General features: G+C 63.7%; 12 protein-coding genes. 6 read left to right on the plus strand and 6 right to left on the minus strand.

Annotation, left to right across the window (positions count from 1 at the left end; genetic code table 11):
- Positions 1-22 precede the first annotated feature (22 nt).
- A complete protein-coding gene (locus CKW37_RS00070; RefSeq protein WP_095153394.1) occupies positions 23-904 on the minus strand; it encodes a LysR substrate-binding domain-containing protein in 882 nt (293 codons plus the stop codon).
- 111 nt (positions 905-1,015) lie between these two features.
- On the opposite strand from CKW37_RS00070, the gene phnD reads away from it, so the two are divergent.
- The 6 genes from phnD to CKW37_RS00100 all read left to right on the plus strand — a co-directional run bounded on the left by phnD (position 1,016) and on the right by CKW37_RS00100 (position 7,317).
- Positions 1,016-1,885, plus strand: a complete 870-nt coding sequence (gene phnD / locus CKW37_RS00075; RefSeq protein WP_095153395.1) for a phosphonate ABC transporter substrate-binding protein — start codon at positions 1,016-1,018, stop codon at positions 1,883-1,885.
- Complete coding sequence (gene phnC / locus CKW37_RS00080) at positions 1,882-2,676, plus strand: phosphonate ABC transporter ATP-binding protein (RefSeq protein WP_095153396.1); 795 nt, start codon at positions 1,882-1,884, stop codon at positions 2,674-2,676. The genes phnD and phnC overlap by 4 nt, the downstream gene beginning before the upstream one ends.
- Positions 2,677-2,678: 2 nt before the next feature.
- Positions 2,679-3,497, plus strand: a complete 819-nt coding sequence (gene phnE, locus CKW37_RS00085; RefSeq protein WP_095153397.1) for a phosphonate ABC transporter, permease protein PhnE — start codon at positions 2,679-2,681, stop codon at positions 3,495-3,497.
- Positions 3,498-3,576: 79 nt separating this feature from the next.
- Positions 3,577-4,665 (plus strand): iron-containing alcohol dehydrogenase PsrA, encoded by a 1,089-nt coding sequence (gene psrA / locus CKW37_RS00090; RefSeq protein WP_095153398.1) that lies wholly within the window; start codon positions 3,577-3,579, stop codon positions 4,663-4,665.
- Between the two features lie 35 nt (positions 4,666-4,700).
- Complete coding sequence (gene phnX / locus CKW37_RS00095) at positions 4,701-5,528, plus strand: phosphonoacetaldehyde hydrolase (RefSeq protein WP_095153399.1); 828 nt, start codon at positions 4,701-4,703, stop codon at positions 5,526-5,528.
- A gap of 304 nt (positions 5,529-5,832) precedes the next feature.
- Positions 5,833-7,317, plus strand: a complete 1,485-nt coding sequence (locus tag CKW37_RS00100; RefSeq protein ID WP_256587652.1) for an EAL domain-containing protein — start codon at positions 5,833-5,835, stop codon at positions 7,315-7,317.
- Here CKW37_RS00100 and CKW37_RS00105 read toward each other — a convergent pair.
- The 5 genes from CKW37_RS00105 to CKW37_RS00125 form a co-directional block, all read right to left on the minus strand.
- The gene (locus CKW37_RS00105) at positions 7,301-7,924 is read right to left on the minus strand and encodes a dTMP kinase (protein WP_095153401.1); all 624 of its coding nucleotides are present in this window, start codon (positions 7,922-7,924) and stop codon (positions 7,301-7,303) included. The genes CKW37_RS00100 and CKW37_RS00105 overlap by 17 nt on opposite strands.
- A gap of 102 nt (positions 7,925-8,026) precedes the next feature.
- Entirely contained in the window at positions 8,027-9,229 is a 1,203-nt protein-coding gene (locus CKW37_RS00110; RefSeq protein ID WP_095153402.1) for an acyl-CoA dehydrogenase family protein, read from the minus strand.
- Positions 9,230-9,275: 46 nt separating this feature from the next.
- Positions 9,276-10,328, minus strand: a complete 1,053-nt coding sequence (locus tag CKW37_RS00115; RefSeq protein WP_095153403.1) for an NADP(H)-dependent aldo-keto reductase — start codon at positions 10,326-10,328, stop codon at positions 9,276-9,278.
- Positions 10,329-10,350: 22 nt separating this feature from the next.
- A complete protein-coding gene (locus CKW37_RS00120; RefSeq protein ID WP_095153404.1) occupies positions 10,351-11,703 on the minus strand; it encodes an LLM class flavin-dependent oxidoreductase in 1,353 nt (450 codons plus the stop codon).
- Positions 11,700-12,962 (minus strand): acyl-CoA dehydrogenase, encoded by a 1,263-nt coding sequence (locus tag CKW37_RS00125; protein ID WP_095153405.1) that lies wholly within the window; start codon positions 12,960-12,962, stop codon positions 11,700-11,702. Before CKW37_RS00125 ends, CKW37_RS00120 begins: the two co-directional genes overlap by 4 nt.
- Positions 12,963-13,361: the final 399 nt, after the last annotated feature.

The raw sequence follows: 13,361 nt of genomic DNA on the forward strand, positions 1-13,361 counted from the left end.
GTCCACCCCGCTGAGAGGCTCGCTAGCCCGCGCCTCTCTTGCCCCCCGCAGCCTTCAAGCACTGCTGAAACGAAGCAATAACCTGGCTACTGCGCCGCTCCGCCAGGTAATACAGAAACGTCTCCGTATACACCGGATCGCCGATAATCCTGATCGCTTTCAACTGCGGGTCGGCGATGTACTCCGCCTCCGACACGGCCCCAATCCCGATCCCGCGAATAACCGCCTCGCGCAACGCCTCACGGCTGCCAATCTCCATGGCGATCCGCGGGGTTACTTCCGCTGCATCCAATCCTCGCTCCAATGCAAGCCGCGTCGTGGAGCCCTGTTCGCGCCGTAATAGCGGCTGTCCCTGCAGGGCCTGCAAAGGCACTTCGTCATGCCGCGCCAGGGGGTGATCGACATGGGCGAACAGGATCACCGAATGCCGCGCATAGCGCTCGACGACAAAGGCTGGATCATCCTGCAACCCCGCCAGCACACCGATATCGGTCACGTAGTTTTCCAGGTCTGCCAGCACCGACGCCGAGTTGCCGACCCGAATCGATACATCGATCTGCGGATACTCCTGCCGGTAACGGTCGACCATTTCGATCACATGAAACGGCCCCACCGCGCCGATCTTCAACTGACCCCGGTTGAGCTTGCCGGAATCACGCAGAAGGTTGAATGCCTCGGATTCGAGCATCGACATCTGCTGGGCGATGGGCAGCAAGGCACGGCCCACCGCCGTCACTTCGATACGCCGTCCTCGGCGATGAAACAGTTCGACGTTGAATTCCCGCTCCAAACCCTGGATCTGGTTGGTGGCGGTCGGCTGGCTCAGGCCGAGGGCTCTGGCGCCGGCGCTGAAGCTGGCATGGCGGGCGACGGCAAGGAAGGTGCGCAGGCGGGCGGTGGACATCCATAGATCCTTTGAATGGTTTGGCGTTAAAACCCATATTGAATTGATGGGGTGACTGTCACATGACAGCCCTACTTTGGCGTTACCGACAACAACCACTCCGGTACTGCCATGATCACCCTCACCCGCCTGTTCCGCTCTGCCCGCCTCGCCCTGCTGCCGCTGCTGCTGGCGCCCGCCGTGCAAGCCCAGCAAACCCTCACCATCGGCCTGATTCCGTCCGAGGACTCGCAGGCCATGATCAAGAGCAGCCAGTTGGTCATCGACCAGCTTCAGGAGCGCCTGGGCATTCCGGTCAAGCCGTTCGTGGCCACCGACTACAACGGCGTGATCGAAGCACTGCGCGCCGGCAAGCTCGATGTCGCCTACCTCGGGCCCTTCTCTTATGTCCTGGCTAACAAGGTGGCCGGCGCCGAGGCGTTCGCCGTGGCGGTGACCAAGAAGACCGGTACCAGCGCCTACCACAGCCTGATCGTCGCCCGGCAGGACAGCGGCATTCGCAGCCTCGACGACCTCAAGGGCCGCACCTTCGCCTTTGTCGATCCAAGCTCGGCCTCCGGCCACCTGTTCCCCAAGGCGGGCCTGGAACAATCCGGCCACGACCCGAAAGCGCTGTTCTCCCGGGTGATTTTCTCCGGCTCCCATGACGCCAGCATCCTCGCCGTGGAAAACCGCAAGGTGGATGCCGCTGCCGTCGCCGACCGCATCCTCGCGGGCGCAGTGAACAGCGGCCAGGTGAAAAAGGAAGACTTCCAGGTGGTCTGGACTTCCCAGGACATCCCCGAGTCGCCGATGGTCTGGCGCAAGAACCTCGACCCCGAGCTGCAAGGCAAGCTGCGCACCGCCTTTGCCGCCATCAAGGATGTGCCATGGGGTGATCAGGGCATGCTCAACGGCTTCCAGCCCACCTCCGACGCCGCCTATGACGTGGTGCGCGACACCGCCAAGGTGCTCGACCTCGACCTGAAGGGCCTGAAATGATTCGCGTCGAACACCTGACCAAGGACTACGCCGACAACCCGGTACTGCGGGGCATCGACCTGGAGGTTCGGGCCGGCGAGTTCGTGGTGATCCTCGGTCAGTCCGGCGCCGGCAAGTCGACCTTGCTGCGCTGCATGAACCGTCTGGCCAAGGCCGACAGCGGCCAGTTGGAAGTGGCCGGGGTGAACGCCATGCGTGCCCGCGACCAGCGCGAGCTGCGTCGGCGGGTAGCGATGATCTTTCAGCATCACAACGTGGTGCCGCGCCTCTCGGTGCTGAAAAACGTGCTCACCGGCCGCCTCGGCTACACCGGCACCCTCACCTCGCTGCTGCAACTGTTTCGCCGCGAGGATGTAGAGCTGGCCCGGGACTGCCTGCGCCGGGTGGAACTGGAGCACAAGGCCGGCGCCCGCACCGACTCGCTGTCCGGCGGGCAGATGCAGCGGGTCGGTATTGCCCGGGCGCTGGCCCAACGGCCCAAGGTGATACTCGCCGATGAGCCGGTGGCCAGCCTCGATCCGAAAACCGCCCACCTGGTGATGCATTACCTGCGTGATGCGACCCGCAGCCTCGGCATCACCGTGGTGTGCAACCTGCATCAGGTGGACCTGGCCCGTGAGTTCGGCGACCGCATCGTCGGCCTGGCCAGCGGCCGGATGGTGTTCGACGGACGCCCCGACGAACTGGACGATGCCGCCCTCCAGCGCATCTACCACAACCCCGCGGCCAGCGAGCCGCATGCGCCGCTGGCCACCGCCCGCACCGCGTTTTCCAGCGGCACAGGAGCCTGAGCATGAACCCGCAAAGTCACCAATGGCTGGTCAATACCCCCACCAGCACCCGTGGCTGGCTGAGCAGCGGCGCCCTGTTGCTGGCGGCGCTCTGCGTGCTGCACTGGAGCGCCGAGGGCGCGCAACTGAGCTGGAGCGAACTGGCCAACGGTCTGCCGCAGATCGGTGATTTCATCGGTCGTTCGGTTCCGCCTGATATGAGCATCCTGCCCAGCCTCTGGCGTCCGGCGATGGAAACCCTGCAGATCGCCTTGTGGGGCACCCTGCTGGGCATCATCGGCGCCGTGCCGCTGGGCTTTCTTGCCGCGCGCAATCTGCACAGCAACCGCTGGCTGTACCAAGGCACCCGGCAACTGCTCAACGTGATCCGCAGCATCAACGAACTGATCCTGGCGTTGGTGTTCGTCTCGGCGGTCGGCCTGGGGCCCTTCCCTGGCGTGCTGGCCCTGGCGCTGCATGGCGTGGGCATGCTCGGCAAATTCTTCGCCGAGAGCATCGAGGAAATCGACCAAGGCCCGATCGAAGCCTTGCAGGCCACCGGAGCGCGGCCGTTGCAGGTGATCGCCTTCGGCGTGTTGCCGCAAGTGATCACCGCCTGGATCGCCGTCGTGCTTTACCGCTTCGAGGTCAACCTGCGTGCGGCCACGGTGCTGGGCATGGTCGGCGCCGGTGGCCTGGGCTTCGAACTGGTGAGCAGCCTGAAGCTGTTCAAGTACCAGGAAACCGCCACCTGCATCCTCGTCATCACGCTGATGGTGGTGCTCGCCGACCTGGTGTCCACCCGCCTGCGCAAAGCCATTCAGGGCAACGGCCGCCACTGATTCCACCCTGTTCATCATTCCCTGCCACGTGCGTCCCCTCGGGCGCGCGACGGGCAGACTCATGCCTGGAGCCACTGCAATGCCCGCCTGTTACTACAACCCTGTCACCACCGTCTTCGGCGCTGGCAGCCTCGAGCGGATCGCCGATCTGTGCCAGGGCAAGGTCGCCCTGGTGACCTTCCCTGAAGCTGCGCAACTGGGGCTGGTGGAGCGGGTCCGCGATCTGCTCGGCGAGCGCCTGGCCTGCGTGATCGACAACGTACAACCCAATCCCGACGTGGCCTGGCTGCGCGACGTGCATGAAGGCTTCTGGGCCGAACACGCCGACTGCGACACGGTGCTGGCCCTGGGTGGCGGCAGCGCCATCGATACCGCCAAGGCGCTGATCGTCGGCACCGCTTCCGGCCGTTTCGACGAACTGCTGGACCTGCTGGCCAGCGGCAAACCGTTTGTCCCGGCCCGGCACATGACCCTAGTCGCCGCCCCGACCACGGCCGGCACCGGCAGTGAAGTCACGCCTTGGGCGACGCTATGGGACACCGGTCAGCAGAAGAAATACTCCCTGCACCTGGACTGCACCTGGCCCAAGGCCGCGATCATCGACCCCGACTTGATGCTCACCGTGCCTGCCGGCGTGACGGTCTCCACCGGCCTGGATGCGTTGTCCCACGCGCTGGAATCGATCTGGAACGTCAACGCCAACCCGCTCTCGGACAGCTTCGCGGTGTCGGCCATCGAAGACATCCTCGACTGCCTGCCGCGCCTGCACCACGACCTCGGCAACCGCGAACTGCGCGCCCGCATGGCCTTGGCCGCACTCAAGGCCGGGATGGCCTTCTCCAACACCAAGACCGCCCTGGCCCACTCCATTTCCTATGAAATGACCCTGCGCCACGGCCTGCCCCACGGCATCGCCTGCTCCTTCACCCTGCCGCGCGTGCTGGGCCTGGCCTGGGGCCGCGACGCCGGGCGCGACCGGACCCTGCAAAAAGTCTTCGGCTGCGACCTGCCCGACGCCCAGCGCCGCTTGCGCGATTTCCTCCAGCGCCTCGGCGTCAAGACCGAATTCGAAGACTACGGCTTATCTGCCACCGAAGCCGACGCGATCATCGACTTCGCCATGCAGGGTGCCCGCGGCCGCAATTTCATTGGTTCACCCAGCGCCTGACACGCCATTCCCCTTTCACTCTCTGGAACAACGCCATGAACTACCAACCGCCAAAGCAACTGCAAGCCGCCATCCTCGACTGGGCAGGCACCGTCGTGGATTTCGGCTCCTTCGCGCCGACCCAGATCTTCGTCGAAGCCTTCGCCGAATTCGGCATCCAGGTCAGCCTGGAAGAAGCCCGCGGCCCGATGGGCATGGGCAAGTGGGACCATATCCGCACCTTGTGCGATAACCCGGCCATCGCTGAGCGCTACGAGGCCGCTTTCGGCCATCGGCCGACCGACGAGGACGTAACCGCCATTTACGAGCGCTTCATGCCGTTGCAGATTGAGAAAATCGCCGACCACTCGGCACTGATTCCGGGCGCGCTGGAAGCCATCGACCAGCTGCGCCGGCAAGGGCTGAAAATCGGCTCCTGCTCGGGTTACCCGGCGGTGGTGATGGAAAAAGTGGTGGCCCTGGCGCTGGGCAACGGCTATGTCGCCGACCATGTAGTGGCCACCGATGAAGTCCCCAACGGCCGCCCCTGGCCCGGGCAGGCTTTGGCCAACGTCATCGCCCTGGGCATCAGCGACGTGGCGGCCTGCGTCAAGGTGGACGACACCTGGCCCGGTATCCTCGAAGGTCGCAGCGCCGGGATGTGGACCGTCGCCCTGAGTTGCTCGGGCAATGCCCTTGGCCTCACCTATGAGCAGTACAAGGCGCTGCCCGAAGCGCAACTGCAACAGGAGCGCCAGCGCATCGCCCAGTTGTTCGAAGGTTCACGGCCCCATTACCTGATCGACACCCTCGTTGAACTGCCCGCGGTGATCGCCGACATCAACGTACGCCTGGCACGCGGCGAGATGCCGCAGAATGGCTGACCCGCGTGGCCCGCTCCTTATTGTTCTGAATCAAGCCCGCCGCTGATTTTTAACCTGTGACCCGGCAATAGTCGCGTTCAGTACCATAATGCCATTAGCTTGTAGCCATCGCGCCGACACGGACGGTCGACACCCGTGTCGGCGCGATGGTCAATCGAATGCAAAAGGTATTGGGCCTGGGTGTCCAGGTCAGCTCCCCAAGGCGGGTGAAATGAAACGCTCCACAATCATGCGACGTGGTCTGTTCCTGAGTTTTCTGGCAGTCGTTGTTCCCTTTGCGCTCAGCGGAGCCGTCGGTTGGTTCTTGACCATTCATTCGGCCCAGACCCGGCTCACCACCCTCGCCCAGATCGCCTCGGAACGGGCGAACACCACCTTCGAGCAGGCCTCGCAAGCCCTCAAGAGCATCGCCCTCACCGACCTGCCGCCGTGCTCCCCCGAGGGCATCGACCAGATGCGCATGGTGGCGATGAACACCTTTTCCGTGGAGTCCGTGGGCTACGAGGAAGATGTCTTCGCGTGTACGTCATGGGGCGCGACACGGCCCAAATCGAAAGCCTGGCCCGAAGATTTCACCACCGATGACGGGGTGAAGGTTTCCATCGATGTGCAGTCCGACAGCGACCTGGTCAAGCCGATGCTGGCCTTGCAGTACGCCGCGTTCAATGTGCTGGTCGACCCCGAGCAATTCCGCGAAGTGGCGCTCGACGAAGGGATCCGGGTGGCCGTAGGCACCAAACAAGGCCGCGTGCTGGGGCCGACCCATCCCAATACCGCGCATTTTCTGGCGCTGGTCCACGCGGGGCCGACCCACGGGCTCAAGGATGGTTTTCTCTACACCCTCGTGCCCCAGCGCAACTTTACCGTTGTCGCCGCGATTCCCCGCCAGCACCTGCTGGCCAGCCTGTGGGAACACCAGTTGTATCTTCTGCCGCTCGGGGCCATCGTTGCGGCCTGGCTGCTGACGCTGGTCCTGCGCGCCTGGCGGCGCACGCTGTCTCCCCTTGCTGCGCTGGAGCGCGCGGTGCGCCGGCGTGAATTCATCGTTTACTACCAACCCATCATCGAACTCGACAGCCAACGCTGTATCGGCGCCGAAGCGTTGATCCGGTGGCGCAAGCCCAACGGCGATATGGTCCCGCCGGACCTGTTCATTCCCCTTGCCGAAAGCAGCGGGCTCATCCTGCCCATCACCGACCAGGTCATTGAAAGCATCCTCAACGACCTCGGCGCGCTGCTGGTTGCCGACCGCTCGCTGCATATCGCGATAAACCTCGCGGCGGCGGATGTGTGTTCCGGGCGCTTCCTGCCGCTCCTCCAGCGGGAAATCGCCCGCGCCAATGTGCTTCCCGGGCAGATCTGGCTGGAAGTGACAGAGCGCAGCTTTATCGACCCCGACTCCGCCAAGAAGACCATCGAGCATGCCCGGCAGGCGGGCTTCGTGGTGGCGCTGGATGACTTCGGGACGGGCTACTCAAGCTTGCAGTACCTGCAACGGCTGTCCCTGGATGTGCTGAAGATCGACCGGTCATTCGTCGACAAGATCGGCAAGCAGGACGTCAAGGCCAACCTGGTTTCCCATGTCATCGACATGGGGCTGGCGTTGCAACTGACATTGGTCGCCGAAGGCGTGGAAACGCTGGAGCAACTCGATTACCTGCGGGCGAACCATGTCAAATACGCCCAAGGCTGGCTGTTCGCCAAAGCAATGGAATGTGGCCAGTTCACGCAGTTGTACCAACAGTCAGCGTTCGCCCAGCTTCCAACGCCGGTCAACGTAGTTGATTGATCAGTACACCCTGGATCTCGGCAACCACCTGCATCGTTGCCTCTTCGACGGTGCCTTCATTACGGCACAGCACCCAACCGTGATCCGCAACTGCGCGTTCGAAGGCCTGGGTACAGGCGATATGTTCTTCCAGCTTGTGGATCAACGTACTGCCCAGCCCGCGCGATCGTGCCGCGGCCCTGGCCCATGAAACGTCCGGGGCGGTGACAACCCCGACATGCAGGTCTGGCACCTGCACATTTCGATCGAGGTTCAACTGGAGGATGTCCGCAAACGGGACCAGCCGGCGAAACGCCGCATCAGACGGATACCAGCGATCCATCAGGATGATGCTGTCCCGCGGTTGCTCAGGCAGGACATGTCGGGAAATCCAGGCCCGGCTATCGGCAAAGCGCTCGCAAACTTTTAACTCCAGATCGCGATCGGGATTTCTGACGAGCTGGTTAACGAGTGCCATTGTCTCGCCCCGGTAGGGGTCGCTTTTCTTCTCGCACAGCCGGATCACCTTCTTGTTGTCGGCCCTCAATACTTTCGTGACGGCCTCCAGCAGTGTGGTTTTTCCGGTGCCCTTGGGGCCATCGAGAGAGACAAACAGCGGACGATTCATGCTTTAAACAACGATTGGTGAGGGTGGGACTTCCTACCAGTAAAACGGGCGGTCCGCCAGCAATAAGATCCCCTGCCGGCGGCGCCCTGGGTCGATGGCCCTTCAGAACAGCCCGGACGTCGGCGGTGGCGTCCCGCTCAATTGCCAGGCGCCCACCACGGCCGCTTTCCATTGCCGTGGGTTGTGGTTGGCGACGGTACGGGCGTTGCGCCAATGCCGGTCGAGGTTGTGCGTCCGTCCTGTGGTGGACGCGCCGCCCACATCAAAGATCAACTCCGCGGCTTTCAATGCCGACTCGGCAGCAATGTATTGTGCCTGGGCAACATCCACGGCAGCCTGATCCACCACCCGCGTATCCAGCCCGCTGGCCCACGCCCGGTCGATCGTTTCAGCCGCCCGCAGGACCACCGCCTCGGCAGTAAATGCGCGGGCCGACACTTCTCCCACACTGAACTGCACATACGGATCGTCCACCGAGCGGCTGGCCGTGCTGTGTTTGATCGGCCGCGCGTGCTGGTTGGTGAAACTCACCGCGTCATTCAGCGCATTGCGCGCAATACCCGCCTGGACCGCGGCCAGGAACAATTGCAGGAACGGCGTGACGATCGTTCGCTTGCCTTCTTCGACGATCCGCGTGCAGATCTCGTCGCGATGGACCACCACCTCGTGCAGGTGCGTGGTGCCGCTTGCCGTCAGGCGCTGCCCCATCGCATCGAAGTCGTCGAGCAGTTCCAGGCCCTGGCGGTCGCTGGGAATGATGAAGGTCACCGGCTGTTCATTGTCATCCAGTGCCATCGCACTGACCCAGTCGGCATACAGCGCGCCGGTGCTGTAGAACTTGCTGCCGGTCGCTCGGTAGTGGTCGCCTTCGGCAACGATCCTGGCGCTGATCGTGCCGCTGGCGCCGCCCACTTCCCAGCCAGCATTACCGATCACGGCGCCTTGCAGATAGCGGGCGAACCAGCGCTCGCGCTCGGCCTCGGCGCCGTCGGCGTTTGACGCCAGCAGGCCTTCGAGGAAGCCGAAGCCGGGCCGCAGCGCCTGCGCCACGTTGGAGTCGACCGAGGCGATGCGGATCAGCAAGGCGATCACGTCCTTCACCGATGCGCCGGCACCACCGTGGCTGGCCGGAATACGTGCGGTAAACAGACCGGCCTTGGCGAGCTGGGCCACGGCCTCGTAAGGCAGTTGCCGGTCGCGTTCACGCTGCGAAGCACCGGCGCCGATCACGGGCAGCAGTTGATCGATACGGGCGTTGAGCTGCTCCAGGGTGACGGTCTGAGGTACGGCGGACACGCTGTTCATGACAGTTCCTTGTTCAAGGTCTCGCGTAAAAAGTGGGGGCGCGCGTTCACGGCGCGGGATTGGGAATTCGCTGATGAATCGCCTGGACCTGCGCCTTTATCTCGTCACTCAGGCTGACATCCAGCGCGCCGAGGTTCTCCCGGAGCTGGGCCAGGCTGGTTTGCCCGGTCAGCGCGCTGGCGACGAAGGGCTTGTCGATGACAAAGGCCAGCGCCAGTTGCGCCGGCGTCAGCCCGTGCTGCCGGGCGATGTCCACATACGCGGCAATGGCCTCCTGCGCGGAGGGGCTGTCATAACGGTTGAACGCCCGATACACCGACGAAAGCCGCGAGCCTTCGGGGCGAGCGCCATTGAGGTATTTGCCGGTCAACGCACCGAAGGCCAGCGGCGAATACGCCAGCAGGCTTACGCCTTCACGGTCACTGAACTCCGACAAACCACCCTCGAACAGTCGGTTGAGCAGGCTGTAGGGGTTCTGCACGCTGACGATACGCGGCAGCCCCAGCCGCTCGCTCTGCTTGAGGAACTCGGCGACGCCCCACGGTGTTTCGTTGGAGACACCGATGTGCCGAACCTTGCCGGCGCGGACCTGCTCTGCCAGCACACTGAGGGTTTCTTCGATGGCAATACTCTCGGCATCGCCCTGGTACACGTACTCGCGCTGGCCGAAGGTGGTGGTTTTACGGTCGGGCCAATGCAACTGGTACACATCCAGATAATCCGTGCGCAAGCGCTCAAGGCTGCCGTCCAGGGCTTCGACGATGTTGCGCCGGTCATGCCGGCTCAAGCCGCCGCGGATATGTTGCTGGGTCTGAAGCCCACCGGACGGGCCGCTGACTTTGCTGGCCAACACCACCTCGGCGCGACGTCCGCTGGCGGCCAGCCAGTTGCCAATGTAACGCTCGGTGGTGCGCCAGGTCTCGGCGCTGGTCGGCGTCGGGTACATCTCGGCGGTGTCGATCAGGTTGATGCCTTCGGCGAGCGCCAGGTCGATTTGCTGGTGCGCGTCGTGTTCGCTGTTCTGATGCCCCCAGGTCAAGGTGCCCAGCCCGAGAACACTCACGTCGATGCCGCTGCGGCCCAATTGGCGATAACGCATGCTGAATCCTTGTCGCCGGTGCTCAGGAGCGCGGGCGGTACTGGTTGACGGGGAACGGCAGGCCAAGGTGCTCGCGCAACGTGCTGCCGGTGTATTCATGACGGAACAGCCCGCGCTTGCGCAGCAGCGGCACGACCTCATCGACAAACGCCTCGACACCGGACGGGAACATGTCCGGCATGATGTTGAAGCCATCGGCGGCATGGGCCAGGAACCACTCGGCGAGCGTATCGGCCACCTGCTCGGGCGTGCCGACCACCAGGCGATGGCCCACCAGGATGCGCCGGGAAAGCTGGCGAACGCTGAGGTTCTCCCGGCGGGCCAGGTTCAGTTGCGCTTCGAGGAAGCCTTGCGAGCCGCGCTCGAAGTCCGCCACCGCACCGATGCGGTCCCACGGCAGCGGCGCATCCGGGTCGAGTTCGCTGGCCGGGATGCCGAACCGACCCGCCACCAGATCGAGCAAGCCGTGCTCGCCATGCCAGGCATTAAGGTCGTCGAAACGTGCCTGGGCCTCGGCTTCGGTGCTGCCGATCACGGTGGACAGCCCCGGCATGATCTTCAGGTGCTCGGGGTTGCGCCCCCAACGCACCGCCCGCTCCTTCATTTCCCGGTAAAACTGCTGGCCGGCGTCGAGTGTCGTCTGGGTGGTGAAGATCGCATCGGCATAGCGTGAACCGAGGGCCTTGCCGCCCTCCGACGAGCCCGCCTGCACCAGCACCGGACGGCCCTGGGCCGAGCGCGGCACGTTCAGCGGCCCTTTGACCGAGAAATGCTGACCGACGAAATCAATGGCACGGACCTTTCGCGGGTCGGCGAATTGCCCGGTGCGGGCATCGCCGATGATCGCGTCGTCTTCCCAGCTATCCCACAGCTTCAGGGTGACGTCGATGAATTCGTCGGCCCGCGCATAACGGTCGACGTGCAGCGGCGCGCCGCCCAGGCCGAAGTTCTGCGCGGCATCGTCGCTGGCGTTGGTCACCGCGTTCCATGCTGCCCGGCCGCGGCTGACATGATCCAGCGACGCAAAACGCCGCGCGATGTTGTACGGCTCGTTGTAGGTGGTCGAGGCCGTGGCGATCACGCCAATACGCTGGGTGGCCGCGGCGACCGCGGTCAGCACGATGGCCGGGTCCAGGTGGCCGACCGGCTGGTTGGACACGTCGCCCGCCAGGGCTGACCAGTCGGCGAGAAACACCGCGTCGAGACAGCCACGCTCGGACAGCCGCGCGATGTGCTGGTAATGCTCGATATCCAGGTGAGCCGTGGCGGCGAGTTCGGCTTTACGCCAGGCGCCCAGGTGCGCGCCGAAACCCAGCATGTTCATGCCCAGGCTCATCTGGCCACTACGTTGGTTGCCCCGGTTTGCGCTACTCATACCGCGCTCGCCTCGTCGCGGGCGCCGGTAGTATCGGCGGCTTGCTGGGCAAGCCAGGCGGCATCCGGGGTGACGCCATTCAGGTAGTAGTTGCCCAGCACCCGCTCGCGGTAGATCGCCGGGTTATGCGAGGCCAGCGTGCGGGCATTGCGCCAGTGACGGTCGAAACGCCGGGTTTCACTGGTGGCGGAAGCACCGCCGACTTCGAACAGCAAGGTCGTGGCTTCCAGCACCTGCCCCAGAATGATCTGCTGAACCTGGAAGGTGCGAACTTCCGCTTCGGTGTAATGGTGTTCCTCGGCGTAACCGCCCTGCTCCGCCTCGTACACCTCCTGGACAATCCCGGCGACTGCCAGCACCTGGGTTTCGGCCGAATAGGCCAGGCTTGAAAGACGCCCGATAACCCGCTGCACCAGCGGATCGTCCTTGGGGCTGGCATGTCCCGGGAAGCCGAACGCTCGGGTGCGGCCCTTGACGAACTCGGTGGCATCGCGCAGCACCGCATTGGCGATCCCGGCCAGGGCTGCAAGGTGGAACAACTGATAGAACGCGGTGAGGTACGACTCGGCGCGAACCTCGTCTTTCTTGAAGCGGCGGATGATGTGCTGTTCCGGCACCGCTACCGCGGCAAACCGCGTGGTGCCGCTGCCGGTGAGGCGCTGGCCGAAACCGTCCCAGTCATCCACTACCGATACACCTTGGGCATCGGTCGGCACCGCGACGCTGACAAAGTCCTCGCCCTCCAGCGCGACGGCGGCGATCCAGTCCGCGTACAGGGTTCCCGTGCAGTAATACTTCTCGCCATCCAGTTGCCAGCCGGCCGTTGCCGATCCCGCACTGACAGGGCTGAGCGCAACCGAATTGCCGGTGGTGCTGCTGCGCTCAGCCATGGCAGCGCCCCAGAGCTGACCATCGGCCACCTTGGACAACCAATAGTCCTGCGATGCCGGGTCACGGCTGGACAACCGCCCCTCCACGAAACCGAAATGCGCCCGGAAGATCTGCGGCAGGTTGGAGTCCGCTTCTGCGAGTTGAATCAACAGGCGAAAAAGCTGCGGCAGGGTCGCACCCAGTCCGCCTTGTGCGACCGGTACCCGCAGGGCGCCGAAACGGGCTTCACGCAACCACTTGACCGGCTCAAAGGCGAGTTCACGCTGCTGCTCGCGGGCAACGGCGGTGTCGGCAATGCGGGCGAACACGTCGGCAAAGCGCTGATGCAAATCTGCGTAGGTCGGGTCGGGAGAAAGTGTCGAACTCATTGTTTTTTCCTGGTGGGTTCATGTGCCAAGCCGCCCTCACTGGCGACTCAATGCAATACAGCGAATGATGCTGCGCAACCACAAAGTTCAGCGGTTACTACTGGGAGAGGGACAGTTCGATGATGTATTTGAAAAAATCGGAATCACGATCAACTTTATTTTGAAATCACCGTTATCGCTTCACAAAGCAGATTGCAATCAACATGCCACGCCGGAAAAACATGTGCCCACTAGTAGACCAGCGCTTACGCTATAAACAAGGAAAGCTATTTCTTTAAAAACACTCCCGGACAATAAATCATTACGCCCGGATTGAGGCACTAGCGCACTGCTCGACCCTACAGGCCTGTCGTTGCACCAACACTTTGTTGCTCAAGTGTTGGCCCCTGAACAGTGAAA

This window comes from Pseudomonas sp. Irchel 3E13, from assembly GCF_900187455.1.
Taxonomy (GTDB): domain Bacteria; phylum Pseudomonadota; class Gammaproteobacteria; order Pseudomonadales; family Pseudomonadaceae; genus Aquipseudomonas.

Excerpts from the sequence above, each read along its gene's own strand:
- CKW37_RS00070 (WP_095153394.1), bottom strand. The coding sequence starts at position 904 with ATGTCCACCGCCCGCCTGCGCACCTTCCTTGCCGTCGCCCGCCATGCC.
- phnD (WP_095153395.1), top strand. The coding sequence starts at position 1,016 with ATGATCACCCTCACCCGCCTGTTCCGCTCTGCCCGCCTCGCCCTGCTG.
- phnC (WP_095153396.1), top strand. The coding sequence starts at position 1,882 with ATGATTCGCGTCGAACACCTGACCAAGGACTACGCCGACAACCCGGTA.
- phnE (WP_095153397.1), top strand. The coding sequence starts at position 2,679 with ATGAACCCGCAAAGTCACCAATGGCTGGTCAATACCCCCACCAGCACC.
- psrA (WP_095153398.1), top strand. The coding sequence starts at position 3,577 with ATGCCCGCCTGTTACTACAACCCTGTCACCACCGTCTTCGGCGCTGGC.
- phnX (WP_095153399.1), top strand. The coding sequence starts at position 4,701 with ATGAACTACCAACCGCCAAAGCAACTGCAAGCCGCCATCCTCGACTGG.
- CKW37_RS00105 (WP_095153401.1), bottom strand. The coding sequence starts at position 7,924 with ATGAATCGTCCGCTGTTTGTCTCTCTCGATGGCCCCAAGGGCACCGGA.
- CKW37_RS00110 (WP_095153402.1), bottom strand. The coding sequence starts at position 9,229 with ATGAACAGCGTGTCCGCCGTACCTCAGACCGTCACCCTGGAGCAGCTC.
- CKW37_RS00115 (WP_095153403.1), bottom strand. The coding sequence starts at position 10,328 with ATGCGTTATCGCCAATTGGGCCGCAGCGGCATCGACGTGAGTGTTCTC.
- CKW37_RS00120 (WP_095153404.1), bottom strand. The coding sequence starts at position 11,703 with ATGAGTAGCGCAAACCGGGGCAACCAACGTAGTGGCCAGATGAGCCTG.
- CKW37_RS00125 (WP_095153405.1), bottom strand. The coding sequence starts at position 12,962 with ATGAGTTCGACACTTTCTCCCGACCCGACCTACGCAGATTTGCATCAG.